Origin of the sequence: uncultured Aquimarina sp. (genome assembly GCF_947492405.1) — a bacterium.
GTDB lineage: Bacteria > Bacteroidota > Bacteroidia > Flavobacteriales > Flavobacteriaceae > Aquimarina.
On record NZ_CANLMP010000004.1, the window covers coordinates 662,511 to 688,715 of the forward strand.

24 protein-coding genes are annotated in these 26,205 nt (G+C 35.7%); 16 read left to right on the forward strand and 8 right to left on the reverse strand.

The window, feature by feature from the left end; genetic code table 11:
• Nucleotides 1–472: 472 nt before the first annotated feature.
• The 3 genes from Q0829_RS17440 to Q0829_RS17450 form a co-directional block, all read right to left on the reverse strand.
• Entirely contained in the window at nt 473–1,738 is a 1,266-nt protein-coding gene (locus tag Q0829_RS17440) for a hypothetical protein (protein WP_298545604.1), read from the reverse strand.
• Nucleotides 1,739–2,474: 736 nt separating this feature from the next.
• The gene (locus tag Q0829_RS17445; protein ID WP_298545606.1) at nt 2,475–2,840 is read right to left on the reverse strand and encodes an asparaginase domain-containing protein; all 366 of its coding nucleotides are present in this window, start codon (nt 2,838–2,840) and stop codon (nt 2,475–2,477) included.
• A 162-nt stretch (nt 2,841–3,002) separates the two neighbouring features.
• Entirely contained in the window at nt 3,003–3,470 is a 468-nt protein-coding gene (locus Q0829_RS17450) for a YHS domain-containing (seleno)protein (RefSeq protein WP_298545607.1), read from the reverse strand.
• A 392-nt stretch (nt 3,471–3,862) separates the two neighbouring features.
• Between Q0829_RS17450 and Q0829_RS17455 the strand changes: the two genes are divergently transcribed.
• The 9 genes from Q0829_RS17455 to Q0829_RS17495 all read left to right on the forward strand — a co-directional run bounded on the left by Q0829_RS17455 (nt 3,863) and on the right by Q0829_RS17495 (nt 12,101).
• Nucleotides 3,863–4,576: a pirin family protein gene (locus tag Q0829_RS17455; RefSeq protein WP_298545609.1), complete on the forward strand. Its 714-nt coding sequence runs from the start codon at nt 3,863–3,865 to the stop codon at nt 4,574–4,576.
• Nucleotides 4,577–4,625: 49 nt separating this feature from the next.
• Nucleotides 4,626–5,375, forward strand: a complete 750-nt coding sequence (locus Q0829_RS17460) for a hydrolase (RefSeq protein ID WP_298545610.1) — start codon at nt 4,626–4,628, stop codon at nt 5,373–5,375.
• 15 nt (nt 5,376–5,390) lie between these two features.
• A complete protein-coding gene (locus Q0829_RS17465) occupies nt 5,391–7,232 on the forward strand; it encodes an amidohydrolase (RefSeq protein WP_298545613.1) in 1,842 nt (613 codons plus the stop codon).
• A 10-nt stretch (nt 7,233–7,242) separates the two neighbouring features.
• On the forward strand, nt 7,243–7,770 hold the full coding sequence (locus Q0829_RS17470; protein ID WP_298545614.1) for a YceI family protein: 528 nt from the start codon (nt 7,243–7,245) through the stop codon (nt 7,768–7,770).
• A 49-nt stretch (nt 7,771–7,819) separates the two neighbouring features.
• Nucleotides 7,820–9,208 carry a tyrosinase family protein gene (locus Q0829_RS17475; RefSeq protein WP_298545616.1) on the forward strand — a complete coding sequence of 463 codons (1,389 nt, stop codon included), beginning with the start codon at nt 7,820–7,822 and terminating at the stop codon, nt 9,206–9,208.
• Nucleotides 9,209–9,210: 2 nt separating this feature from the next.
• Entirely contained in the window at nt 9,211–9,867 is a 657-nt protein-coding gene (locus Q0829_RS17480) for an SCO family protein (RefSeq protein WP_298545618.1), read from the forward strand.
• The gene (locus Q0829_RS17485; RefSeq protein ID WP_298545620.1) at nt 9,864–10,289 is read left to right on the forward strand and encodes a DoxX family protein; all 426 of its coding nucleotides are present in this window, start codon (nt 9,864–9,866) and stop codon (nt 10,287–10,289) included. The genes Q0829_RS17480 and Q0829_RS17485 overlap by 4 nt, the downstream gene beginning before the upstream one ends.
• Nucleotides 10,290–10,293: 4 nt before the next feature.
• On the forward strand, nt 10,294–10,743 hold the full coding sequence (locus Q0829_RS17490; RefSeq protein ID WP_298545621.1) for a DMT family transporter: 450 nt from the start codon (nt 10,294–10,296) through the stop codon (nt 10,741–10,743).
• Nucleotides 10,744–10,895: 152 nt separating this feature from the next.
• Complete coding sequence (locus Q0829_RS17495; protein WP_298545622.1) at nt 10,896–12,101, forward strand: alginate export family protein; 1,206 nt, start codon at nt 10,896–10,898, stop codon at nt 12,099–12,101.
• A gap of 156 nt (nt 12,102–12,257) precedes the next feature.
• On the opposite strand, the gene Q0829_RS17500 is transcribed toward Q0829_RS17495, so the two are convergent.
• The 3 genes from Q0829_RS17500 to Q0829_RS17510 all read right to left on the reverse strand — a co-directional run bounded on the left by Q0829_RS17500 (nt 12,258) and on the right by Q0829_RS17510 (nt 14,895).
• Nucleotides 12,258–12,641, reverse strand: a complete 384-nt coding sequence (locus Q0829_RS17500; protein WP_298545623.1) for a DoxX family protein — start codon at nt 12,639–12,641, stop codon at nt 12,258–12,260.
• Nucleotides 12,642–12,735: 94 nt separating this feature from the next.
• The gene (locus tag Q0829_RS17505; protein ID WP_298545624.1) at nt 12,736–13,281 is read right to left on the reverse strand and encodes a YHS domain-containing (seleno)protein; all 546 of its coding nucleotides are present in this window, start codon (nt 13,279–13,281) and stop codon (nt 12,736–12,738) included.
• Between the two features lie 231 nt (nt 13,282–13,512).
• Complete coding sequence (locus tag Q0829_RS17510) at nt 13,513–14,895, reverse strand: sigma-54 dependent transcriptional regulator (protein WP_298545625.1); 1,383 nt, start codon at nt 14,893–14,895, stop codon at nt 13,513–13,515.
• A gap of 279 nt (nt 14,896–15,174) precedes the next feature.
• On the opposite strand from Q0829_RS17510, the gene Q0829_RS17515 reads away from it, so the two are divergent.
• The 4 genes from Q0829_RS17515 to Q0829_RS17530 all read left to right on the forward strand — a co-directional run bounded on the left by Q0829_RS17515 (nt 15,175) and on the right by Q0829_RS17530 (nt 21,115).
• On the forward strand, nt 15,175–18,891 hold the full coding sequence (locus tag Q0829_RS17515; protein ID WP_298545626.1) for a sigma 54-interacting transcriptional regulator: 3,717 nt from the start codon (nt 15,175–15,177) through the stop codon (nt 18,889–18,891).
• Nucleotides 18,892–19,049: 158 nt separating this feature from the next.
• Nucleotides 19,050–19,610, forward strand: coding sequence for an RNA polymerase sigma factor (locus Q0829_RS17520; protein WP_298545627.1), 561 nt, complete (start codon nt 19,050–19,052; stop codon nt 19,608–19,610).
• Between the two features lie 39 nt (nt 19,611–19,649).
• Nucleotides 19,650–20,423 carry a TauD/TfdA family dioxygenase gene (locus tag Q0829_RS17525; RefSeq protein WP_298545628.1) on the forward strand — a complete coding sequence of 258 codons (774 nt, stop codon included), beginning with the start codon at nt 19,650–19,652 and terminating at the stop codon, nt 20,421–20,423.
• A gap of 65 nt (nt 20,424–20,488) precedes the next feature.
• Nucleotides 20,489–21,115 (forward strand): pirin family protein, encoded by a 627-nt coding sequence (locus tag Q0829_RS17530; protein ID WP_298545629.1) that lies wholly within the window; start codon nt 20,489–20,491, stop codon nt 21,113–21,115.
• Here Q0829_RS17530 and Q0829_RS17535 read toward each other — a convergent pair whose 3' ends face one another.
• A complete protein-coding gene (locus Q0829_RS17535; protein WP_298545630.1) occupies nt 21,116–21,508 on the reverse strand; it encodes a hypothetical protein in 393 nt (130 codons plus the stop codon).
• A gap of 977 nt (nt 21,509–22,485) precedes the next feature.
• Here Q0829_RS17535 and Q0829_RS17540 point away from each other — a divergent pair.
• The 3 genes from Q0829_RS17540 (at nt 22,486) to Q0829_RS17550 (ending at nt 25,805) form a co-directional block, all read left to right on the forward strand.
• Nucleotides 22,486–23,148, forward strand: a complete 663-nt coding sequence (locus tag Q0829_RS17540; RefSeq protein ID WP_298545631.1) for an AraC family transcriptional regulator — start codon at nt 22,486–22,488, stop codon at nt 23,146–23,148.
• A 79-nt stretch (nt 23,149–23,227) separates the two neighbouring features.
• Nucleotides 23,228–24,427, forward strand: a complete 1,200-nt coding sequence (locus Q0829_RS17545; RefSeq protein ID WP_298545633.1) for a leucine-rich repeat domain-containing protein — start codon at nt 23,228–23,230, stop codon at nt 24,425–24,427.
• Nucleotides 24,428–24,482: 55 nt separating this feature from the next.
• Nucleotides 24,483–25,805, forward strand: a complete 1,323-nt coding sequence (locus Q0829_RS17550; protein ID WP_298545634.1) for a serine hydrolase — start codon at nt 24,483–24,485, stop codon at nt 25,803–25,805.
• A gap of 211 nt (nt 25,806–26,016) precedes the next feature.
• Here the strand turns inward: Q0829_RS17550 and Q0829_RS17555 are convergent.
• The coding region (locus Q0829_RS17555; RefSeq protein WP_298545636.1) for a helix-turn-helix transcriptional regulator at nt 26,017–26,205 on the reverse strand (189 nt) is incomplete at its 5' end.

Genomic DNA, 26,205 nt, shown 5'->3' on the forward strand with positions numbered 1-26,205 from the left:
ATTTTAAAAAGGGTAAAACATAGGTAAAACATTTAGCGTTTTATCTTAAATTTATTTGAAATTAAAAAAGCTTTAAAATCCTTTAAATACTTAATTTAATAGCTATTAAGGAATATTTAGGTTCATAAAGAACTTTTAAAAACTAGACTTAGGATCTAGTGCCGCGAGGTGTGGGAGTTCGAGTCTCCCCGCCCGCACTTTTTCAACTGTAAATTTACAGTCATAAAACCTCTCAGAAATGGGAGGTTTTTTTGTTTGGGTACAACATTTTGGTTTTTTGTAGTCGTTTCTAGAAAATAACATCAACTAACTTCATATGATAAGGAATTATGTTAATTGATAAAACCAAGTTATATTATTTAAGTTAGTGTGCTCTTAAGTATCAATGATATTTAAATTAAGAAAATCTCCATTGCTTCCTTTAACAACTGGGAGAACAATGGAGATTTAAAGTCAGATCTTCAAGAAACTTTTAATTACTCCCTTCAAAAGGTTGACAGATAACTGGGCAGTTAATGATAGCCTCAGACGCTCTAAGTCCTACTACAAAATCATTTTCAATACCAGCACTACCCGCAAAACTTTCAATAAGTCCATCAGATATTAGGTTATCCAAATCATCAAAACTTACGATTCTGCGTCTCTGATCTGTATCTATTGCTTTGTCCGTCCATTGGCTCAGATGCGCATCCCATAACGGGCTATAATTATTCCCAAACTGTAAATCGTTATCTGGGTCTATAGGAAATACATTAATGGGGTCTAAATCGTCATCTAGGATGGTGGAGTTAAGACCTTGACGGTTAGGGTTTCCAATGCCAGTTAAACCATTTATATTAGGTGAAAAACCAAGTAAAGGAGAAGGCTCAAAAAGAGTGCTTTGACCAAACGAATCTGAAAAATTAGCAAGCCTAGGTGCATATACTCCTAGTTCTATCGTAGCCGCACCTCTGTCAGATGAGTCGGTAACTAGGTGATAGTAAAACTGGTCACCTCCTTGAAAACCATCTAATAATTGAAGCTTAACATGACCTCGTCTTCTAGATATACTAATCACTCTGTCATGCAATCCGGTAGAATTTGCAATCACCATTGCATTAAGAACTAATCCACTAGGTAACACTACGATTGATGACCATTCGTCATCACCTATAGCTCCTGGCTCAGCAACAGATGGCGGGAAAGTTGATTCAATACCAGGTTCTAAAATTCGTTCTGGACTAAAGTCAATATCTCCAGCAAATTGAATACGGCCACGATTGATTGTAACATACTGCTCTCCACCCGTACCTATAGCATTAATTAATTTTGGAGCATAATTAATTCCGAAAAGCTTTGCGACGTTAAAATTAGACGTCTCGGTTAGTATAAAATACGCAGGTCTGCCATTTGGTCTTTTACCTTTAAATAGTGGTAATGTCACATTAGCTCTGTCTGGGTCTTCTAAATTATTAAGTGCAATAGCACTTTTTAAAAACACATTAAATTCGGCAGGGAAAGTTCTTTTTGCGCTTTGAGCTTTCTCTGTTTCCGAGATTTCCATTTCAGAGGTTCTTAACTGTGTTAAAGATTCCATTTCGGCCATCGCAGCTTCTAAATTAATGCTTGAATCACTTACAGTAGAGGCATCACTTATACCTTCATTAGGGATTACTTCAGTCTCATCGCTACAACTATAAAAGAAGATAGAAAGCAACATTAAACTCAATAAACCATTTGTAAAATTTGATGTTTTCATAATATTTAATTTTTAGATTAAAATTAGGTAACACGTGTATTTTGAATATTCGATAAGAAAGGAAACGAAACTTATGCCATAGATTTAAAAAAACTTAAAATATTGTAATTCAATTAATTAAACCATTTAGATGTATTCAGGTTAAAAGAAAGGCCTACTATATATTGTATTATTCCAACTCAATGTGATGTCTATGGAGAGGAGAATTACGTTTTCACGAAAGCCCACTCAGCCCATTTCCTTTCATTCCGTGAAAAGCTACATTTCAGAAAAAGAGCTTCACTATACAAGTTTTGGACACAATCCCCAATTTTAGCTTTCCATTCCAATCACTCTTCCCGTCATAATCGAAATGAATATTTAATTATTTAAACATTATAAGGGATTAGTATAACTATTTCAACATAGAGTGAGTAAACTACGGAATGTGCAACCATCCCATTATTTAATATCTCTAGATTCAATAAACCATAGTATACATTCCTTGAAAAGAGAATGAAGTTTTACAATTACTTTGTCCCTAGCAATATTACATTGTAATGCAATATCGAAAACCTCTCCAATATGTGCTTCAATCTGCCTTAGCCCTTTAAAGATTTCTTGAGTTCCGTACTCCAGTTATAATTCATAAACATCATTATTTAATCTTAAACTACCAATGTCAAAGAAAAATGTAATCAAGAAAATAGTTAAAAAAAGATTGGTTATTCTTATTTCAAACTCATTGTATCTTTCTTTACCATTTGCTTCTAATACAAATCTCATTAGAACTCCCAAACACAAAAGCCCCTGTTAGCACAATTACTTTATCCAACTTCTGTTTAGCCAAAAAAGTTGCAGTTTCAATCATTGTAAGGGCTCCGTGTGTAGCTATGATTTTATCACTTGAAACGTTTTCAATACTTGACAAAAGCTTCAATCTATCATCATCTGTGATAAATCGACTGTCCCTAGACATTACCTTTTCTACTATTATTTCCTTTTGCGGATTTAAGATTTCTAAGAAATGTGCTATTCCAATAGAAGCTTCAGTAAGCTTTTCACTTTCAGATGCATATTTCAGATCTTCGATAGTACCGCCTGTTGTGAATAGATCTATCATAGACTTGACTTTTTTGTAAGGTATTGAATTTCAAATTGAAAGAATCTAAAAATCATGCCCTCACAACTATTTACGTGAAATTAGGAAATAGCTATTAAAAGTGGGAAATTCGAAACGCTCCAATAACACAACATATCGTACTTCTACAAATAACTAGAGTTGCTACCTGCCTAGAATATTCGACCATTGCACATCTGCCCTGGTCTTGTATCCTTTTTCATTTTCATTCCAACTATTAAGAGTATTATTGAAGAATCTATTATAAAACAAATACAAAGTGTCATCTACGATTTTAAAAGTTTCAGGATCCACAGAGACTTTTTTTCCATCTGCCATAGCATAAGCACACCAACCGCCATAAGCTGGTAAGTATTTCTGAGGATTACTCTTAAATTTAGTGCGATTACCTTCGGAAGAAAAATAATAGGTAGCACCTTTATATTTTTCTTGAATTCGCTTAGAACCTTTTTTAGGTGCAGAATTTTCAGAATAAGAGACCAAATCATAGCCATTTATAGCTTTGCCATTATTTTCAAGATTATAGTGTTTTGTAAGTTTTAAACCTTGACCAGTTTGTGCATTTACGTTTGAAATGGCTACTAGTAAAATAATTAAAAAAGAAGTTTTCATACTGTTGAATTTAAGTTAATTGTATTGCAAGCAAACTATAACTATGCCATTATGCAAAACCCACTTTATCAGCTCTTTGATGCTCTGTAGTTGTACTGAAGACTACCACATTTGGGTAGGTACAATAGCGTGTACATTTAGATAGCGTATATCCAATTATTGGGATGTTTCATTTCTTCTTAAATATTGCTAGAAGCATGTACGGTATGCTGTACTCCCACAGTATGCCGTGTTTAATTGTATTCATCTTTTAAATTTAAAACCCTGATTAACAGTTCTTTAAATTTGTTTTTTAAAAAGGCATTGAATTTGGCAAGTTACTGTTGACCAGAATAATGGGAATGTATTTTTCGCTTCGCTCTGGTTTATTCAATAACTATAAAACCAATAAAATGAGAAGCGTTTTACATACATCTGATTCTCGTGGTACTGCCGACTTAGGGTGGTTATATTCAAGACACACCTTTAGTTTTTCCAATTACCATAATCCAAAAAGAATGAATTTTGGACTTCTGCGCGTATTAAATGATGATACAGTTTCAGAAGGTAAAGGCTTTGGTACGCATCCGCATCAAGATATGGAGATTGTTTCTATTCCTCTTGATGGAGACCTTAAGCACGAGGACAGTATGGGTAACGAGACGGTTATCAAATCTGGTGATATTCAAATAATGAGTGCAGGAACAGGCATTCAACATTCTGAGTATAACTACAACCCGAATAAGTCTGTCAAATTTCTTCAGATATGGGTATTCCCAAATAAAAATGGAGTTACTCCAAGATATGACCAAATAACACTAGATGTAGCAGACCGTCATAACAAACTACAACAAATATTATCTCCAAATCCTGATGATGAAGGTGTTTGGATACATCAGAATGCGTGGTTTCATATGACGAAAATGGACAAAGGCCAGAAACTATCTCACAGGTTACACAAACCAAACAATAACGGTATCTACATTTTCATACTCAATGGAAATTCCACAGTAAATGGTCAATCCTTAAAAGAACGAGATGGATTGGGACTATGGGAAATTCAATCTATAGATGTCGAAGCAGATACCAAAACTGAAATACTGCTAATAGAAGTACCGATGAATTAATGTTGAAAGAGAATATAAACCGTCAGACAATGACACTAAAATTGAAACAATGAAAACACTTAAAATCACAATGCTAGTTTTACTGGTAAGTACTGCAACATTTGCACAATGGAAACAATACAATCCCAACCCAAATAACGACCCTTCAAATGCGTCCAAGGAACTATTAAATCCAACAAATCATACGCTTTTGATGATTGATCACGAAAGTCAAATGGCATTTGCGGTAGAATCCCAGCCTATAGAAGAGCTTAGAAATAATACCGGGCTTTTAGCGGCTACATCCAAACTTTACAATGTTCCAACAGTAATTACAACAGTGGCCGAAAAATCATTCAGTGGACCAGTGTTCCCTGAAATCAAGGAATATTACGGAGATGAAAAGCAATACTTAGACAGAACAACGATGAACTCTTGGGAAGACAAGAGAGTTGTAGCTGCGGTTGGAAAAATAGGAAAGAAAAAGCTTGTTATTGCTGGACTGTGGACTGAAGTATGCGTGCTTACAGCATCACTTTCGGCTATGGAAGACGGCTATGATGTATACGTGGTTACAGACGGCAGTGGGGGAACCTCTCAAGAAGCCCATGATATGGCAATAATGAGAATGGTGCAAGCTGGAGTCAAACCTATTACCTCATTACAATATTTATTGGAAGTGCACAGAGATTGGGCACGTACTGACACCTATGGTCCAGTAGTAGAGATTTCTAAACGATATGGCGGTGCGTATGGTTTAGGTATTGATTATATCAAAACAATGAGCGATTGGGCTAAAGAAGGAAACAACGGACACTAATAAAAAAGACTTTTTGTGCCAGATTACAGAAAGTCTAATGCAAACTATGTCACTATGAAAAAGATATTCGTAATACTTGTTCTAACTACTCTTTTTTCAAGTTGTAAAGATTCAAAAGAAGTTAAATCAAAAGATAAGGTAGACATGATTGTCACCAATGCTAAGGTCGCCCTAATGGATTCTGATAATAACATCACAGAAGCCATTGCGGTTAAGGACGGAAAAGTATTCCGAGCAGGTAGCTCTGCAGATATTTTAAAACTAAAGGGAGATAAAACTCAAGTTTTTGATGCTAAAGGTAGAACTGTCATTCCGGGGTTGAATGATTCGCACCTTCACTTAACACGAGGTGGTAGGTTCTTTAATACAGAACTGCGTTGGGATGGTGTAAAAACCTTGAAAAGAGCACTTGAAATGCTGAAGGAACAAGCGGCAAGAACACCTGACGGACAATGGGTACGAGTTATTGGTGGTTGGAGTCCATTTCAGTTTGCAGAAAAGCGATTTCCTACACCTGAAGAAATCAACGAAGCTACAGGAGATGTTCCTACCTACATACTCTTTTTATATAGCAGAGCTTGGTTAAATAAAGCAGGCTTAGAAATTCTGAAAATTGATGAGCATACTAAAGCACCAGTAGGAAGCAGTTTTGAAAAAGATAAAAACGGAAAGCTTTCGGGTGTACTTTTAGCGGAGCCAAACCCAACAATTCTCTATGCTCGTATCGGTGCATTACCGCCTTTGACCGAAGCACAAATGGTCAATGGGACTAAGCAATTTTATAGAGAGCTCAATAGTTTTGGTATCACCAGTGGTATTGATGCTGGTGGCGGGGGACATAAGTTCCCCAAAGATTACGTAGGTACTGATATTTTGGCGAAAACCGGTAAAATGCCTATTCGACTTTCTTACTATTTGTTTCCGCAAAATAAGGGTTCAGAATATGAAGAATTTCAAGAATGGATGGCAACTAATGAAGTAGGTCATAATGGTGAAATACATTTAGACCACGGTTACGAGCTTGAAGGTGGCGGGGAGTTTTTAGCGTGGAGTGCTGGGGATTTTGAGAATTTCTTAGCGCCACAGCCTTTTCTAGAAAACCGACCAACTTGGCGAAAAGATTTAAAACGAATCGTACGCCTGCACGTAGACAAGGGATGGCCGTTCAGAATTCACGCGACCTACGGAGAAACTATTGCTAATATGCTTGATGTATTGGAAGAAGTCAATACGGAAACGAACGGACGATTGGCGGCAAAACGATGGCTCTTTGACCACGCCGAGACAGTTAGAGAAAGTGAACTCAAACGTATTAAAGCACTTAATGGAGGTATCGCTATACAAGCAAGAATGGCGTATGCTGGAGAATACTTTGTGGAACGCTATGGTGCTGAAAAAGCAAAACAAGCACCTCCCGTAAAGAAGATGATAGATATGGGAATTCCCGTTGGCGCTGGCACAGACGGTACTAGAGTTGCCAGTTATAATCCGTGGGCAGCATTATATTGGTTAGTGAGTGGTAAAACGGTAGGTGATTTTCAACTTGCGGAACCCTCCAATCTGCTGTCACGTGAAGAAGCACTTCATCTTTACACCCAAGGAAGCGCGTGGATTTCGCAGGAAGAAGATGTAAAAGGAACGCTTGAAGACGGAATGTATGCCGATTTCAGCATTCTTACTGACGATTATTTCACCATCCCAGAAAAACAAATTAAAAATTTGAAGTCAGTACTAACGGTTGTCGGTGGCAATGTGGTCTACGGTGCTGAGGAATTTAAAAATTTAAACCCAGAATTGCCTGAAGTAATACCTGGCTGGTCTCCAGTGAAATATTATGGGGGCTATCAATCTAAATAAATACTAAATAATGGAAACAGAAATGAAAACACAGTGGAATATCGACAATGCACATTCGGAAATTGGATTTAAGGTAAAACATATGATGATTTCGACCGTAAGCGGTTCCTTCAGGGATTTTGATGCTTCTGTGGAAACCAATGGAGACAACTTTGAGAATGCCCAGTTCGAATTTAAGACGAGAATTGCATCGATAAGCACTAAAAATGAAGATAGGGACAACCACTTAAAATCTGAAGATTTTTTCAACATAGAAAAATATCCTCAGATGACATTCATTTCTAAATCGTTTGACGGAGAAAAGATTGTAGGTGATTTAACCATTAAGGATGTAACCAAAGAAATTGCTTTGGATGCAGACCTAAACGGAGTCGCTGTTGACCCTTATGGTCAAACAAAAGCAGGTTTTGAGATTACGGGTAAAATCAACAGAAAGGAGTTTAACCTTACCTGGAGTGCGGTTACTGAGACAGGAAATGTTGTGGTAAGTGACACAGTTAAACTTGTTATAGACCTTCAGTTTATCAAAGAAGCATAAATAAGGAGCATTACTTTTTGAAAGGTGATGCTTTTAAATACTATTAGCAATGAAAGATTCTAAACATACATCACGAAGGGCATTCATCCAAAAGACCGGTATCTCCGTTCTAGGACTTCCTTTAGTTTCTTCTGGTGTACTGGGATGTAAAAACAACGGAGCGCAAAAAGAAAATACAAATAGCATTGCAGTCCCTTCAAATTCAATAGTTGTACGAAGAAATATTGCTGACATTCCTGTAAACGACCCAGAGATTCAACTTTTAAAGGATGGGATAACCATTTTAAAAAAACGCTCGGAGCATTCGCCACTAGACCCTATGGGTTGGAATGCTCACGGGCTTTTACATACTGCATTTTGCGCCACCAGTATTTATGCAAACCAGATACATTACAACTGGTATGTTTGGCCGTGGCACAGATTATATTTATGGTCCTTAGAACAAAAGCTACAGAAAGCGGTAGGCGAACCTAAACTAGCCCTGCACTATTGGGACTGGACAAAAGAAAACAAAATTCCTGAACATTTTTTTGGAGAGAATAACCCATTGAGCAATGACTATCGTCAAGTCGGACCAGAAGATACCATCCCATTGGATTTTATGAATGTAGGAGCAGCGCTTAGAGCAAAGAACTATAAAACATTTGGTGGGCATCCAGCAATTAAGAGAAAGGGAGAGCCACAACTAGATGGTATTGCAGAACAAACTTTTCATAATAACATACATAACTGGATAGGTGGTCAGATGGCTTCTTTTTCTGAATCTGGCTTTGACCCCATTTTTTATGGTCACCACGGTAACTGTGACCGAATATGGAACGCTTGGCAAGCCTATGACACAGAAAATCAACTACCCAATGAAGAAGAATGGTTAGATAAAAAACTATATGTCACAGATGGCAATGGTAAACCGGTAGAGTTCAAGATTCGGGAGGTGTTGAATACCGAGAATTTAGGATACACTTTTGAAAATCTTGATTTCAATAAATCTTGTGAAAATCCACTAGAAGAAGTAGATATCCCGGTTAGAGATAAATCAGCAAATGATGCTGTAATGCCTCTTGATACGGAAGCGTCAGAAATGAATGCTATTTATACGCAGCTTGATAACAAAGAAAGAACACACATTGTTATTCACTTTAGTCGGGTACAATTGCCCTATCACGCCTATTGCGCCAGAGTTTATTTTGAATATACTTTTCAAGGCAAAAATGTAAGTAAGTATTCGGGTACGTTTACCATACTGCCCATTCAAGATTTAGATTCATTATTCCTAGCTTCTGGGGTTCACTTACAAGTTGAGATTGAAAAAGAAGTTGCAGAAGTGATTGCCGCAGGTATTGATGTAAATGTGATTTTTGAACCGGTTTCTTTACCCAATAGGGATATTTCGGAAGGCAAACTAAAACTTGAGAATGTAACACTAAAACTTATGTAGCTATGAGAAATTATAGCTATCACATATCAATGAGTATTGCCTTTTTATTCCTAATAATTTTGGGGAGCTGCAATCAGAGAAAGGAGGTTGCTCTGTCACAAATGCTTCCTATTCTTGGTGAGATAGCTATACATCCTAAGACCAAGGATACGATTTTCTATAAAGCGCCAAAGTTCAAATTAGTTAATCAGGAAAACAAAGCAATAGAACATACCGATTTTAGCAATAAGATTCAGGTGGTGGACTTCTTTTTTACGAGTTGCCCAACTATTTGCCCAGTAATGACCAACAACTTGGCTGAAGTTCAAACCTATTTTGAAGATGAAGAGAAGCTCAGGATTATTTCCTTCAGTATCGATAGTAAAAATGATACCCCAGAAATATTAAAAGAGTATGCAGCAATGCACGAAGTACCTACAAATAAGTGGTCTTTATTAACTGGTAACCAGAAGCAAATTTTACAATTAGCAAAGGATTATAAAGTACGTGCTTTTACTGAAAAAAGTATGGAAGATGAGTCTGATAACATACTCCACGATGGCACATTTGTTCTTATAGATACCCAAAGGCGTATACGAGGATATTATGACGGTCTGGATGTGAACGACACCAATCGTTTGATAAATGATATTAATGTTCTTTTAATCGAAAGCAAATGAAAACTAAACTCAATACTTTATTATCCTCTAACATCACTAAATCTAAAGTCGATATTGCATTACTCGTTTTCAGAATATGCCTTGCAATATCACTGTTCAATACACACGGACTAAAGAAAGTATTCCATTTCTCAGAAACTTTAGAACATATTCCAGACCCTTTAGGCATTGGAGGCACGTTAAGTACCTATTTTGCAATTTTTGCAAATGTTGTGTGCCCACTATTTGTAATGTTAGGGCTACTTACCAGAATAGCAATATTACCCATTATAAGCATTACATTATTAGGCTTTTTTATAGTGCACATCTCAGACCCTTGGGTGGTAAAAGATGTTCCGTTAATGTACTCGCTATCTTTTTTAGTATTACTCTACTTAGGGCCAGGTAGCCACTCTTTAGACTACAAATTCTTTAAAAAATAATACAATGAAAACTCAATTTATATTTATAATTCTCGCCATTCTTGCTGGAGCTGTTCTACCCTTACAAGCAGGTCTTAATGTTCAACTAGGTAAGTCTGTGCATCAGCCAATATTTGCAGCTTTTGCCTCTTTTCTCATTGGTACGGTGGGCTTATTGATTTATCTATTGATTTTGAAATTTGACTTCTCATCTATTTCGGCAACAAAAACAGTCTCACCAGTAGTTTGGATAGCTGGAATTCTAGGCGCATTTTATGTTGCTGCGGTTATTATACTTGCTCCTAAATTGGGCACGGCCTTGACCTTTGTTTTAGTAGTTGCTGGTCAAATGGCGGTATCACTCGTCTTTGACCATTACGGACTTTTAGGTTTGCCAGTGAAACAGATTAATTGGCAAAAACTAATGGGTATAGCATTCATCATTGGAGGCGTACTGCTCATTAGAAAATTTTAAACTCAATGAAATGCCGGTTTATTTTAAGTTGTTTTCTGTGTTTCGCTTTCGCGAAAGCGCAAGAACCTCCTCATCATCTTGACTTTTCATTACTCCGTCAAGACGACCATATTGTTATGAATGAGAGTGAAAATACCTCATTCTACCACAGTTTGAAAAAAATAAAACTTGGTCGCTATACAACGCTAAGTTTTGGTAGTAGTTACCGGTTTCAATCCGAATTATTTATCAATGAGGAGTTTTCTAGAGAGGAAGACCAAAATGACATCTGGTTTTTACATCGTTTACAATTGCATTCGCATCTGAAATTCTCCGATAATTTTGAGGTTTTTGCAGAGTTGAACTCTAGTCTGATTGACAGAAAAAAAGACCGTTCTCCTGTAGATAAGGATGAGTTGAGCATTCATCAATTATTTGCAAAATATCAGTTTGCAGATAATTGGAACGTGTTGGTAGGGCGCCAAAATTTACGTTTAGGAAGTGGTAGGCTGGTCGACATCAGAGAAGGGCCAAACGTGCGTTTATCTTTTGATATGGGTCAAATTCAATTTAAAGATGAGAATACCGATATTAGAGCATTACACGCAATACCAGTGGTAGTTGAAGAAGGTGTTTTTGACAACGATGCTCTAAACACCACAGAATCACTTACCGCTCTTTATTGGACACAATATTGGAAAAACCAGACAAATACAGATATCTATGCACTCTATAAGAAGGAAGAAAACAAAATTTGGACAGCTAATAGCGCGACAGATAGAAGATTCTCCTTTGGAGTACGTCATTTTGGAAAATGGAAAGGTTTGACCTATAATAACGAATTTGTCTATCAGATAGGTAGTTTTGGAAGACAAACTATCAATGCCTATACCGCTTCTTTTAACCTAGAATACCCTGTGAACCTTATCGGGAAAGAAGGCGTTCTTGGTTTAAAAACCGAGGTCGTAAGTGGTGACCGAAGCGATACGGATAATGAAGTAAATACTTTTGATGGATTGTATCCTAGAAGTGCATATTTTGGCAGAGTAGCGCGTATTGGTCCGTCAAATCTTATTGATATTCACCCTTATTACAATACTCAAATAGGTGGGTTTTTGCTAGAAGTAGATTATGTAGCATTCTGGCGATTTTCGTTGGATGATGGTGTGTATGGACCATCTCTAAATCTACAATATCCCCCAGTAAATAACCGTTTTTTTATAGGTCATCAATTTGGGGCATTGACAGTCTTTGAGGTAAATACATTTTTAAGTTTTGAGTTTGAGACTAATGTTATAATCCCTGGAGCATTTTTAAGCCAAAGTAACTTAGATGATACCTTGTTTCACGCAGTGTTTACCGCAGAGTTTAAATTCTAACATTACTCCAAGTCTAGACTATATGTAGCGAATTGTACTTTCGCGAAAACAATTTTCTTCTTACAGAAAGACAGAAATATAGGAACTTAAACATTCTTTTCATCTTCATAGTTCTTATTAAGAAAGCCCCAATTTTTTGAGTATAGGAAATTGATATTACAGTACCTGTCTTTGTAAATATATAATTGCAAGACAAACCAAGAATACAACTGCTGCGGTATAAAACAATAATCCTCCATCATCTTGTAAATTGATTCCCAAAACAAATAAATGTGAGGCAATAGCACCACTCATAACGCCAGCACCTAGTATGGCTCCATACACCGAGAATCGGGGCCAGAGGATTAATATAGACGCGATAAGTTCTACAACACCGGTGCCTATTCTACCCCAAGGTTCCATACCGAGAGTAGAGAATATATAAATGGATTCTGGGGCTGCGGTAAACTTAAATCTTAATGTTTGTATCAGTACAACGGCAGCGAGTATTCTTAGAGTCCATAGAATGATGTTTTGCTTTTTTGAGATGTTAGATGTCATAATGTATAATGTTTGGTTAATGGTTTATATAATCTAAAAACTGGCAGAGTACGTTATAGTACGATGCCAGTTACTTAATATCAGTATTTTATGCTTAGTAGCTGTTTGAGAGCTTACTCCAATTTTTATCTGCAACCTTAACAAGCTCTTTATGGTTGCCTTGCATCCACGGGATAATAGCATCAGAGCCTTCAATCTTATTGTAGGAGAATAAGAAATACTTGTCATTTTTTACAATAAATTTATTAGGATCCGGACGAAATTTAGCGCCGTGATTTACTCCTGTTGCGCAAAACCCTCCATATTGAGGAAGATATTTTGTCGGGTTAGCTTTAAAAGTATTTGCCTGCTCTGCAGATGTAAAGTAGTACGTAACTCCGTCGTATTGTGCTTTAAAATTTTTGTTCCCCAGTTGGGCTAGCTGTAAATCTAAATAAGAAACTGGGCTATACCCTAAAAGTGCAATATTATTGTCATCTATATTATGACTTTTTTTGTTTGCTTTTGTAATAATTGGATACTCTGTCTCATCCATAAAAGCAGTATAATCTTCTAAGTGATTATCAGAGTTTGACGTGAAGGATTGCAGTGTGAATCCAGCAATTAGCATTATGAAAATGCCTAAGATAATTTTTTTCATTGTACTTGTTTTTTGTGTCTCTAAAGACGATTATGTATTAAATTTTAAAACGTTATCAATTGAGAGACAACATAGATACCAAAGGCTGAAAATCATTTCCAATAACATGTAGTAATTTGAATTTCAGATAGTTGTATTTATGGTGTTTGATTGCTACAATGTTTTAAAATCAGAAATAAATACAATATATTGTAGCTATCACAGTATATATTACAATAGGTAATGGTACTATTAATTAAAGAGTTTAGTCTTTTCTATTCCCAACTTTTTAATTTTAAAATCTAAAGTGTTGGGGTGTACTTTTAATAATGTTGCCGCTCCGTCATTACCTCTTATTTTACCTTTGCATAAGGTAAGTGCGTTGATGATAGCCTTGCGTTCTATTTCTTCTAGGGTATATATTTCATTATTATCGGTTGCCAAGTCAAAATGAATATGAGCATTTTCGGAAAATTCGCCTTGTGGGATTTCTATCTCGCTTGTATCTGCCATTACTACGGCTCTTTCCATCATATGTTGTAACTCACGTACATTTCCTGGCCAACTATAGCCCAAAAGCCTTTTTTTACAAGCTTTAGATAGCCCCAAGAATTCTTTTTTCGCATTTTTTGCATAGCGCTCTAAAAAGAATTCGGCTAAGGGAATAATATCATCAGGGCGTTCCCGAAGTGCAGGTAGATGAATAGGAAAAATATTGAGTCTAAAGAATAAATCCGCACGAAAAGTACCTTCGTCTACCATCTTGCTTAAATCTTTATTAGTTGCAGCGATAAACCGAACGTCTATGGTAACAGTTTCTGTAGAACCTACACTTTCTACTTCTTTTTCTTGAAGGCTACGTAATAGTTTTGATTGTGCGATAAGTGGTAGCTCGCCTATTTCATCTAGGAATAGCGTACTCTTATTTGCTCTTAAAAACTTCCCCTTTCGCTTTTCGGTAGCACCTGTAAAGCTTCCTTTTTCGTGACCAAAGAGCTCAGATTCTGCTAGGTTTTCCGGTATGGCGGCACAGTTTAGGGTAACCATTTTTTTCTTATTGCGTAGTGACATTTGGTGGAGGTATTTAGCAAAAACTTCTTTACCTGTTCCTGTTTCACCGGTGAGCAAAACGGTAACATCGGTAGCGGCAACTTTTTTTGCCAGTGATAACGCTTTCGCGAAAGCTTCTGAATCCCCGATAATATCAAATGTCTTTGGTGGAACTAATGGCACACTGCCAGGCAATGCCGTTTTGTTCTGGCTTTTTAAGGAGAGAGATAAATCAGAAGTCAATTGAAAATTTTGAAGTTCTAGACTATCCAGATGATACGACCATAGACCTCGTATGGCATCGGCACCAAGTAAATTCGAGGAATGTTCTGGAAGGTTAGCAAGAGCAATATAAGGGATATTATATTTCTCTTTAAGACGTGCGAGAAGGCTAACGCTCTCCAGCTCATTAGTTAACTCTAGGTCTAGCGCAATTAAATCGGGCTTTTCTGAAGTGACCTTATGTTCTATACTATCCTTATCTTTTGTAATGCCCGTAACACCGTAGCCAGCGAGAGACATTTGACGGGCAAGTTTTCGAGCCTCATCTGTTCTATGTGATATTACCAAAACCTTTTTACTCATAGCTTTTAGTCGTCCTTAAGAGAATAAAGATTAGAATAAATGTTATTCTCAGTAGCCATACTAGTCTATAAGCGTGCCAATATTTTCTGGTATTTAAAGGAATTCCTGTCAGCGCAGCAAGAACGGTAGGTAAGGCCGATAATTTTTTTTCCCAAACAAAAATGTATTGTTTAGCGCCTATGATATTTCGTGTTTTTCGGATTATTAAGAGCGAAATATCGTGTTTTCTGAGGTGTATAAGCAGCGGAATTGACTATCTTTAAGGCAAAGAGATAGGATATGAAAGCCACCGCATCGTTAGAGAAAATGTTATTGCAAATTAGCAAGGCCGCCATTCATATACGTAGTCTAGATGATTTTTATACGACGGTTATGGAGTACATCCGTCCTATTGTAAAGTTTAACGATGCGGTACTGATTCAAATATCCGATGACAAAAAGACCTGCACTCATATTCTAACAATGTCGCCAGATGAAAGGATAGCGCATCCTAACTATGACGAGGTTGTAAATAAGGAGCTTGATATAACCGGAACTCCAATGGAGGATATAACAAAAAGAAAAAGTATTGATTTATTTTCATTAGAAAAATGGTTGAAAGAGTATCCTACTTTTCCAGGTTTAATGATAATGCAAGACACAGGGCTCAATTATAGTATTAGTCTCCTGTTAGAAAATAATGATGGCATCTTTGCCGTACTTCTCTTTCATTTTGAAGAAGAGCCTTATTTAGAAAAAAAGGATGCGTTTTATGAAGGCATTAAAGACCAATTGGCACTAGCGTTGGGAAATATTCTAGTCAATGAAGCCATAGAACAGGAAAAAAAGTTTGCGGAGACGCTTTTACGTATAAGTGAGGCAACCACTAACATTCGTGATAGGGATGACCTGTACCAAACGATTATGGATAAAATAAAGCCCCTTGTACAGTTTGAGGATGCTGTCACCATTGTACTGTCTGAAGATGGGGCGCAGTATAATCATCTGCTGACTACGGCATCCGAAAGCACTAAAAAACATCCAAATTACGCTAGCCTAGTTAATAATTTTCTTCCCTTAGCGACTAGTCCTATTGAAACATTCTTTGAACAAGAAGAAATGGTGCGTGCATATGAACTGCATACCGATTGGCTGCCAGAATTTCCAACCTATCCTGGCTTTATTTTGATGAGGGATGTAGGTTTGCATTTTACTATAGCCTCAAAATTAATGAGCGGAGGAACCTTCTTTGGGGTGTTACTTTTTCATTTCAAAGAGGCTCAGCCACAAGATGATTACAGATGGAAGCTCTACCCTAATATTGCTGACCAGCTTTCCGTCGCCATAAGCAATGTGCTTGCCAATGAAAAAATACTTGAAGAGAAAAGAATTAATTCTATATTATTAAAAATTACCCAAAAGGTAACCCAGATACGTGGTCTTAGAGAATTTCTACTATTTGTCATATCAGAAATAAAACCCATATTTAAGTTCGTTAATTTAGGAGTATTTATACTTTCAGAAGATGGAAAGCATCATTATGATGTTGCTTGCTTGTACCCAGAAATTACTAATGAATTTACTTTAAAAGCTTCTGGTATTACTAATGTGTCTCATAAAGACTCATTAATAGCGTTTATGATGGAGCAAGTAGATGCCAGTGAGGAAAAGGTTATTTTATTTGATTTTATAGATTTGGAAGAAAAGTTTCCAGAGTATTATCAATTTAAGGAATATCCTATAAAAGAGGAGGGATACCGAGATTGTTTAGCAACAAATTTAAGGGTGGGTACTAGTAGTTTTGGAATGTTTTGTATAAATGCAAAAAAAAAGCATTTTTTTAAAAAATCTGAGTTTACACTGTTCAAGTCTATAGGGGAGCAACTTTCTGTTGCCCTTGACAATATTTTGGCCAACGAAAGCGTACTGGAAGAAAAAAACCAAAAAGAAATGCTGTTGACCATTAGCGAGGCAGCAACCAAGGTACGGGATAGGGAGACCTTGTATCATACCATTATGACGCAGATAAAGCCTATTGTTAGGTATGATGATGCTGTCGCCGCGGTTTTATCAGAAGATAAAACTACTTTCAGACACATATTGACAATGGCTACGGAAGAACGAAGAAATCATCCTTTGTATACCGAAGTAGTAAATAAGTCCATAAAAATCAAAAATTCACCTGCGGAACAAGTATTGTTTAATGAAAATTATAAACAATATAATGTAGATAAATGGATTGAGGAATTTCCAGATTTTGAGGGTACACAGTTGATGAAAGAAACAGGATTAAATTATTGTATCATTCTTAAACTAAAAAAGGGTAATGAGGTGTATGGTTTTCTCCAATTTCATTTTAAGGAAGAGCAGGATATGACCTCTAATGTGGTAAAACTTTACCCCAATATTGCAGACCAGTTGTCGGTTGCGATAAGTAATGTTCTGGCCAATGAGGGCATACTTGAAGAAAAAATCCAAAAGGAAATGCTCCTAGCTATAAGTCAAGCAGCTACTAAGATAAGGAACAGAGAGACACTATATCACACTTTTAAGATCCAGATACAGCCTATTGTGAAGTATGATGATGCGACCATCATTATTTTTTCCAAAGACGGAGCGAATTTTCAACACGTGCTGCGTATAAGCTCCAAAGAAGGTCAAACGCATCCTTTCCACGATGACATTTTCAACCAGTTAATTCCCATAAAAAATACGCCGGTTGAAGTTATTTTAGCTGAAGAGAACTTTAAACAGTACGAAGCTGATACATGGGTTAAGGAGTTTCCAGATTTTAAAGGACCTCAGTTAATGAAAGAAACAGGTATTACCCATAGTACGGTTCTTAAACTTTATAATGCTAATGAAGTATTTGGTCTGTTGGTATTTCATTTTAAGGAAGAACAGGATATGACCTCAAATGCCGTAAAACTATATCCCAATATTGCAGACCAATTGTCCGTGACCATTAGTAATCTGCTTGCCAATGAAGAAATACAAAGACTTAACGAGCAACTTACCTTAGAAAAGGAATACCTGGAGGAAGAAATAAAGACCAGCTACAATTTTGACAGCATCATAGGTTCTAGCGAGCCCATGCGGCAAGTCTTTGAGATGGTAGAGCAAGTAGCTTCTAGTAGTAGTTCGGTTATTATTCTTGGAGAAACAGGTACAGGTAAAGAACTTATAGCTCGTGCCATACACGATAGGTCGCCACGTAGTGAGCGCCCACTTATTAAAATTAATTGTGCCACATTGCCTGCTCAACTTTTAGAGTCGGAGCTGTTTGGGCATGAGAAAGGAAGCTTTACAGGTGCTACCGAGCGTCGTTTAGGAAAATTTGAGCTGGCTCACCGAGGTACTATTTTTCTGGATGAAATAGGGGAATTACCCATTGAGCTTCAATCTAAATTGTTACGGGTTTTGCAGGAGCGTGAGATAGAACGCTTGGGAGGTAATAGAGTTATAAAAATCGATACACGTATTATAACCGCTACAAACCGTAATCTGGAAAAGGAAGTGCAAGAAGGTAATTTTAGGGCAGACTTATTTTTTAGACTTAATGTGTTTCCGATTATTTTACCACCATTACGTAGCAGAGTAGCTGATATCCCTGCCTTAGCTTCACATTTTTTAGAGCGCAAGAGTAAAAAGTTTGGCAAAAAATTCAAAGGTATTTCCAAAACGACTATCAAACAGATGAAAGCATATCACTGGCCAGGTAACGTACGAGAACTAGAGCATCTTATAGAACGGGCAATGATAACCTCAAATGGAGGATTACTAAATATAAATCTTGCACAACTGAGCGCAAAAAAGGATGATGAAATTGATGTACCCAAAAGCTTTAGACCAAAAACTATAAAAGACAATGAGCGCGCACTTATTATAAATACTCTAAAGCATTGTGGCGGTCGCGTACGTGGTAAAAACGGTGCTGCTGCTTTACTGGATATTAATCCCTCTACTCTAGAGTCTAGAATGCGTAAACTTGGTATTAAAAAAGAGTTTGTTGCTTAGGCTTTCTGTGGAATACTTTACTCCGGCATATTGGAGCTATAGTAATAAGTGTTACAACATATTGTACATTACTATTAGGCATTTGTTTTAAGTATTTAATTATGAGGCGGTTGTATTGCGGTATGGTTTTCTGTATGGTTTCAGAAACAATACTTATAATGAAGGCAGGTACAAATACAATTGAGCCAGATAAATGGATATCAAACTACTACTCTTTTCTGAAGAATTATACTCGAGCAAGAATTTCGGATCCGCTAGATGTAGAAGAGATAATATCTGAAACCTTTTTGGCAGCTTTAGGTTCAATGCATAATTTTCAACATAAATGTTCTGAGCATACCTGGCTCGTCTCTATTCTTAAACGGAAGATAGTAGATTATTACCGAAGGCAATCCTCTTTTAAAGGTAAGATGCTTAAATATGCGCTGTCTCACGAGGAATATCAGAAAACTTACTACGGTAAAACTGCTATTGTAGATTGTGACGAAACAACACTTTCGAATATGAATCTAGAAGCTCTAGAGTATCTATTAGCAGAGAGCCTCAAGCGAATGAGTTCAAAACAATCGAGTGTGGCTAAAATGCGAATTTACGATAAATTAAGTACTGAAGAAATATGCAAGCGTCTCAATATTTCAAAAAATAACGCGTGGGTCTTAATGAGTAGAGCTAGAAAAGCCATTGCGACAAGACTAAATCAATTTGACTATACTGTGTAGCAAACTTAAATAAAGTAAGAATAAAAAAACTCGAGGATTATGGAAACTCTGAGATTTAAAAAATTAAACAAACACATAGGTGTAGAACTTCAAGACTTCTCTGATATAACCCAATTGAAGGAAAAAGATGTAGCTGCTTTAAAACAGTTAATCTCCGACTATAGCATAGTGGTTATTAAGGGCAAAAGAAAATGGACGGAGGAAGAACAAATTGCTTTTACTAGTGCTTTAGGCGAGATAGAATTGCCAGTAGTATATTCCATTCCGCCAGCACAAGTAGAACGCAAGAAGAGTAATGTAAGGGTTACTAAAGGCTCTGGAGTTTTCTGGCATTCTGATAACTCTTATCAAGAACGTCCTTCTCATTTAAGTACTTTTCAAATGATAGAAATACCAGAGTCAGGTACCGCAACATCTTTTGCTTCATTAATAAATCTGAGTATAAACCTTCCGGAAAAAGATAAAATGCTATGGAGGGATTATGGTGTAGTTTACAGAGATATGGTTGTACATCCTTTATTATGGAAACATCCTTTTGTTGGAAAGGATAGTATCTATTTCGACATTGGTTTTTCAACTGATATTCTCAATCATTGCGACAGTGGTAGAGTCTTACCGGTAAAACAAAGTAATCAAATCTTCAACTATATAAATGAGCGTTTGTCTAAAGAAGAATCGTTATTGGTTCACCATTGGGAAGAAGGCGACATCGTAATACTTGACAATTATGCAGTGGCGCACAGAGCAGATATTTTGCTGGAGAATGAAAAACGAACACTACTTCGTATGACAACTCTGGGTATTTATTTCTGAGCTGATTACCCACATACGTTTAAGGAATCAATTATCTTTATTTAGAATAAAACATATAAAAACTGATGTCGAATGCAGGCCTAATCATAGAAGAAAGAAGCAGAGATATCGGGGATTTTTTAGTAGGTGGTTTAATCCCTTTCCGGAAAAAACGAATGGTTGGACCATTCAGTTTCATTGACCATATGGAGCATGCAGATGTTAGTCTCGACAATTATATGGAAGTTGGTCAACACCCATATATAGGTCTTTCTACGCTCACCTATCTTTTTGAAGGTTCAATAATGCATCGTAATTCTACCGGAGCCATAAAACAAACTCTTCCGGGGAATGTAGGTTGGATGACAGGTGGAAATGGCGTTGTGCATACTGAACGCACACCTGCACAGATGCGTGATGGAGAAACATATCCCCTTCACGGATTTCAAATATGGGTAGCGTTGCCAAAAGATAAAGAAGAAATAGAACCTCATTTCTCACATACCGAAAAATCTGAGCATCCATCTTGGGTTGAAAAAGATGTAGAATATACCTTGATAGCGGGAAAGGGATATGGAAAAGAATCTCCAGTACCGGTCTATTCAGAACTTTTCATGTTACAATTATTATCAAAATCTAAGTCTACATTTTCAGTTAATGACAATCTTAAAGATGAAATTGGAATTTGTGCTGTAGAGGGTTTTATTGAATAACTATAAGCCATCAGGGACTTCAATTTCCTTGTAAACAAATTTTTTGAACTTTTTAGATTTGATATCGGGACAATCCAATTGAATTTTACCAGTAATTACTTGGTGCTCTTTCTCAAAAAATGTTATTATATTATCAAGATGATGAACGGCTTTGCTAAAATGTCTACTATTAGTCAGACAAGCTTTTTTTATATCTCCTACTCTTTCAGAGTCTTTAGTACTCAATAAGTATCTCGATAATTTGGAATATTTTTCTAATGCAATATAGGATCCGTAAGTGTGCTGATCCAAAATAGCATCACTTGGATTATTACTAAATGGATTAATAATATTATCTACTTGAGTGTGAGTAATATAATTTATACCAGTTTTTTTAACTATATGAGCATTCATAATGCGAACGGCAGTGTAAAAACAAGTCGTTATCTGCCAATCTCAACGATCATTAATGGCTGCATTGCGCTTTTTTAAAGATATTGATTTAAAATGATTTTTGAGCACAACATAGGTACAACAAATGCTGAAATTAACTGATATTAAATGACTTCAATAAAAATTAGAAGAAACATAACTTGTTAAATTTAAGTCAATTTGCGTTTCTTTAGTACAATATAGCCAAGATTTAGGATCTAGTGCCGCGAGGTGTGGGAGTTCGAGTCTCCCCGCCCGCACAGCAAAAGAAAAGCCGAATCAAATGATTCGGCTTTTTTGTTTTTTACTGTCCTGTCCCTTTTTGAACTTCATCAACTTTTAATTTAAACCTCTACTATATGAACGTATTATATACTTATTCATCTTATATACATATAATGTTATAAATTCTGTTATTTTTATAACATATGAAAAGTTATTAAAACCGATGTATCGGTTAAAACCTAATCGCATTAAGTTGAAATTTTATGAACTTAAACCTTACAGCTGCTTTAATCCTTTTTGGTTTATTCCAGAGTACAATAATGGTATTTCTCATAATCAGAAATAGAAATTGGAAACAAACACCAAATAAGTTGCTTATAGGGCTTTTACTAATAGTTGGTCTTTCTCTAGTTCCTACTTTCTTGGGGAAGTCGGGATTATTGGAAAAAAATGATTATTTAAGATTTCTACCATTCAATTTGGTGATTTTTATCTTTCCTTTATTGTACCTCTATCTTAAATCTCTTTTGAGTTACTCTTTTCGGTTTGATTCTAAAAGCTTCCTTCATTTAATTTTACCTCTTGTTTTCACGGTGTACTACGTTCTAATTTGGATAGGCAGTTTGACTGTTTCTCCTGAAATGAAGGGAGTATGGATCTTGCGATATGGGTATTTCGAGATTCAACTACTACATAATATTATCCTTTTGCTATTGCTTTTTAGTTACACAATTATGTCATACTTAGAAGTAAGGAATTATGAAGCTATAAATAATTCAAAAGAAGCTGATACATATCGTACCTGGATCCTGACTTTACTAGGTCTATTTTTCGTCGGAGTGCTATTCGAATTAATTACCACTCTTCTGGGTAAGATTTACGGCTACTGGAAAAGTTCACCCGTGGATGAGTGGTTAGGCTTTTCATTAACCATGATGGTTAAAATATATAACGGCATAGTATTGTATATCATTTCTTTGGTAGGCTATTTATCATATTCAAATCCTAAATTGAAAAAGCAGCATGTAAGTAGAACCGTAGTTGAAGAGCAGATAAAATCAGTTTTACATATAATGAAGGATAAAAAACCTTTTTTAAGCGCAGACTTTTCTTTATCAACATTTGCAGAACTAATGGAAACCACTCCCAGTGTTTTATCTAAATTACTCAACAGTTATTTGGATACTTCTTTTAATGACTTTACTAATAAATATAGAATTGAAGAAGTAAAAGATAAACTTAGAAAAGGATTACATAAGAGTCTTACACTAGAATACATTGCAGAAGATTCTGGTTTTAAATCTAAAACCACCTTTTATAGAGCATTCTCCAAGTTTTCCTCACAGACACCTAAAGAATATATCAAACAATTGGAAAAGGAGAAAAAAGTTTCATAATATAATTTGAAACTTTTTTACCAGAAATTAGTGTCTACTTACCATTACAGTTGTTGATTTTTGAGGTAAAACAATTATTATGCAATTTTCAAGAATACTATTCACGTGCCTATTATTAGGTTTAACAACATTGGTTTATGCACAAAATAAAAATGACCAAATCTTAATCGAGGATTTCTATCTCGATTTAGCAATACGCAATTATTTAGATAAACCCACAGGCGAACTTTTGAAGTCTGATTTGGAATCATTGACACGCTTCATTGCTGTTGGAAAAGGGATTACTTCACTTAGCGGATTGGAGCACGCCAAAAATCTCACGTATCTTAAATTAGATTATAACAAAATTGTTGATTTAACTCCCTTGTCCGGGTTATCCATGCTCAAGAGTTTATTTATTAATGGAAATCAGGTCAAATCGCTATCTGCCATTGAAAACTTAGTCCTTTTGGAAACCTTTTTTTTCGATAGAAATTTCGTTTCAGATATAAAACCGTTGAAGAATTTGAAGAAACTCAAAGGGATTTCAGGAAACTTCAATATGGTAAAAGATATATCAATAGCCCGAAATTGGACCGAGTTAACCCATTTTAATATGGCCTTCAATAAATTGGAGACTTTAGAGCCATTAAAAGATTTAATCCAGCTTAAAGGCATTTGGATACCTAATAATAATGTAGCAGATATAAAAGCTGTATCGAAGCTAAAAAAACTTGAGATTCTCATATTGGAAAAAAACCCTATTTCGGATATTTCAGCTATGGAAGACCTCACTAAGCTCATTCAGGTAAATCTTATGAATACCAAGATAAAAGATTTTGAACCTTTATCAAACCTAAAAAATATAGGTGTATTGGTATTGAGACAAAATCAAATTAAAGAATTGAAATTTCTTGAAGGCTTAACCAACATCGAATGGCTCGATGTAAGGGAAAATCAAATCGACAATATTGACGAGTTGAAAAACCTGAGTAGACTAAAAAAATTATTCTTATCAGGTAACCAAATAAAGTCAATTGTTCCTATTGCATCTTTGGAAAATCTTGATTGGGTTTTGTTGGATTACAATAAAATAGATAACCTATGGCCATTGTACAATTTAGAAGGTGTCACGGATGTCTCCTTACATAACAATCCATTGGATAACACTACTGAATTAGCCAATATGAATAAGAAAATAATCAAAAATATTAAATCAAAACGCAAGAATATTCTAACAAAAGAAATAGAGATAAATTCCATCTATCAATTAACGCCAAGTAAAAAAATAATGAAATAATATACGCCTAATCGATCTAAAATCAATCGTCTTAGTTAAAAACAAATATCTTACCATGAGAATACTGTCGTATCTTTTTCTTTTATTTACAATTTGCTCATTCGGACAAAAAGAAGTATCATTTGATTTCGAAAAAACATTACCTACTTGGCAACAAGAGTATAAAGTTCCTGCTGTTGCGGTAGGTATTATTAAAAACGGAAAAGTCTCATATGCCAAAGTTTTTGGTGAACAAAGAATCGGAGTACCTGCTAATCATAAGAGTATTTTTACCGTAGCCTCTCTCACCAAACCTATATTTGCTACTGTAGCACTACATATAATATCCCAAGGAGATTTGTCTTTAGATGAACCGCTTTATAAATATCATCTCGACCCAGATTTAAAAGTGGATACCCATCTCAAAAAATTGAATGCCAGATTCGTGTTGAGCCATCAATCCGGTTTTGTGAATTGGCGAAATATGAGTCCTTCAAAAAAATTAGCTTTTAATTTTGAACCTGGCAGTCAGTATTTATATTCTGGTGAAGGTTATGAATATCTTAGAAAAGCTATTACGAACAAAATGAGAAAAAGCCTACCACAATTTGCTGAAGACTTACTTTTTGAGCCTTTAGGGCTCAAAAATATTTCATTCACTTGGAATCCCAATTGGGATATGGATAAAGTGGTATATCCGTATAACAAAAATTATGAAGAATTCGAATATGTTCCAAGAACAGAGCTAAACGCTGCAGCAGGATTACTAACCACCATAGAAGATTACACTAAGATTTGCTCCTATATTTTGAACGGAGCAGGTTTACCGGAATCATTATTTAACGATATGATGACACCTCAAGTAAAGGTCAAAGAAAACCTTTTTTATGGATTGGGATGGGAGGTCATACCAGAATTATCCAACGGTGAGTCGGTTATTATGCATTCAGGAGATGAAAATGGCATCAAGACGTTTGTGGTACTGTTACCTAAATCCAAAAACGGAATGGTCATTTTTACTAATGCTGACCAAGGTTTTAAAGTATATCAAAAAATAATAACATCTTATTTAGATGAAGGTGAAGAAATTTTCGAAATCAAAAGTAAAAAGCTAGTTCCTACCGAGAAATATAAGATTTCTACTGATCATCTAAAAAATTATATTGGTACTTTCGAAATAAAAGAAAATGTCACCTTCAATATCGAAGAGGAAAATGGGAAACTCAAACTTGTTATTCCTGGACAAAAATCTGCTAAGTTAGTAGCGCAGTCGGAAAAAGTATTTTTAGTTGATGAAGAGTTGAGAGTAGAATTTATAAAAGACGAAGAACAAAACTTTAATACTGTTATTCTTTATCAATACGGTGTTAAGACTTATGGAGGTAGAAGAGTGAAATAAAATTAACTTTGATAAATGAGATATCTGATTATGGATATAATATGTAGTATCGTGAGATGTGAGAGTTCAAGTCTATACTGCTACAACAGTAAAAAAGCTTTTCATCTCTGAGAAGTTGTTTTGGATTACATTGATTCTGTTAAAGAATTTTTGTTTTACTTTCTTAAGTAATTAAAATAGATTGATATTTTGACCCAAGCACAAACACAATTTAACTTACTAATTCTGAAGGACTTACCGAAAATTCTTTTTTAAAGCATTTAGAAAAATACGAAGGACTAGAAAAGCCTGTTCGAAAAGCTATTTCAGCTACTGTGTTTTCTTGATCTAAAAGTAATTCTTTTGCATACTGTAAACGCACAGAAGAAATAAGTTGATTAGGAGATTTATTAGTAATCGC

Bases quoted from the DNA above. Each gene is read 5' to 3' on its own strand.
- Q0829_RS17440 (WP_298545604.1), bottom strand. From the start codon at position 1,738: ATGAAAACATCAAATTTTACAAATGGTTTATTGAGTTTAATGTTGCTT.
- Q0829_RS17445 (WP_298545606.1), bottom strand. From the start codon at position 2,840: ATGATAGATCTATTCACAACAGGCGGTACTATCGAAGATCTGAAATAT.
- Q0829_RS17450 (WP_298545607.1), bottom strand. From the start codon at position 3,470: ATGAAAACTTCTTTTTTAATTATTTTACTAGTAGCCATTTCAAACGTA.
- Q0829_RS17455 (WP_298545609.1), top strand. From the start codon at position 3,863: ATGAGAAGCGTTTTACATACATCTGATTCTCGTGGTACTGCCGACTTA.
- Q0829_RS17460 (WP_298545610.1), top strand. From the start codon at position 4,626: ATGAAAACACTTAAAATCACAATGCTAGTTTTACTGGTAAGTACTGCA.
- Q0829_RS17470 (WP_298545614.1), top strand. From the start codon at position 7,243: ATGGAAACAGAAATGAAAACACAGTGGAATATCGACAATGCACATTCG.
- Q0829_RS17475 (WP_298545616.1), top strand. From the start codon at position 7,820: ATGAAAGATTCTAAACATACATCACGAAGGGCATTCATCCAAAAGACC.
- Q0829_RS17480 (WP_298545618.1), top strand. From the start codon at position 9,211: ATGAGAAATTATAGCTATCACATATCAATGAGTATTGCCTTTTTATTC.
- Q0829_RS17485 (WP_298545620.1), top strand. From the start codon at position 9,864: ATGAAAACTAAACTCAATACTTTATTATCCTCTAACATCACTAAATCT.
- Q0829_RS17490 (WP_298545621.1), top strand. From the start codon at position 10,294: ATGAAAACTCAATTTATATTTATAATTCTCGCCATTCTTGCTGGAGCT.
- Q0829_RS17500 (WP_298545623.1), bottom strand. From the start codon at position 12,641: ATGACATCTAACATCTCAAAAAAGCAAAACATCATTCTATGGACTCTA.
- Q0829_RS17505 (WP_298545624.1), bottom strand. From the start codon at position 13,281: ATGAAAAAAATTATCTTAGGCATTTTCATAATGCTAATTGCTGGATTC.
- Q0829_RS17510 (WP_298545625.1), bottom strand. From the start codon at position 14,895: ATGAGTAAAAAGGTTTTGGTAATATCACATAGAACAGATGAGGCTCGA.
- Q0829_RS17515 (WP_298545626.1), top strand. From the start codon at position 15,175: ATGAAAGCCACCGCATCGTTAGAGAAAATGTTATTGCAAATTAGCAAG.
- Q0829_RS17520 (WP_298545627.1), top strand. From the start codon at position 19,050: ATGAAGGCAGGTACAAATACAATTGAGCCAGATAAATGGATATCAAAC.
- Q0829_RS17525 (WP_298545628.1), top strand. From the start codon at position 19,650: ATGGAAACTCTGAGATTTAAAAAATTAAACAAACACATAGGTGTAGAA.
- Q0829_RS17530 (WP_298545629.1), top strand. From the start codon at position 20,489: ATGTCGAATGCAGGCCTAATCATAGAAGAAAGAAGCAGAGATATCGGG.
- Q0829_RS17535 (WP_298545630.1), bottom strand. From the start codon at position 21,508: ATGAATGCTCATATAGTTAAAAAAACTGGTATAAATTATATTACTCAC.
- Q0829_RS17540 (WP_298545631.1), top strand. From the start codon at position 22,486: ATGTCATACTTAGAAGTAAGGAATTATGAAGCTATAAATAATTCAAAA.
- Q0829_RS17545 (WP_298545633.1), top strand. From the start codon at position 23,228: ATGCAATTTTCAAGAATACTATTCACGTGCCTATTATTAGGTTTAACA.
- Q0829_RS17550 (WP_298545634.1), top strand. From the start codon at position 24,483: ATGAGAATACTGTCGTATCTTTTTCTTTTATTTACAATTTGCTCATTC.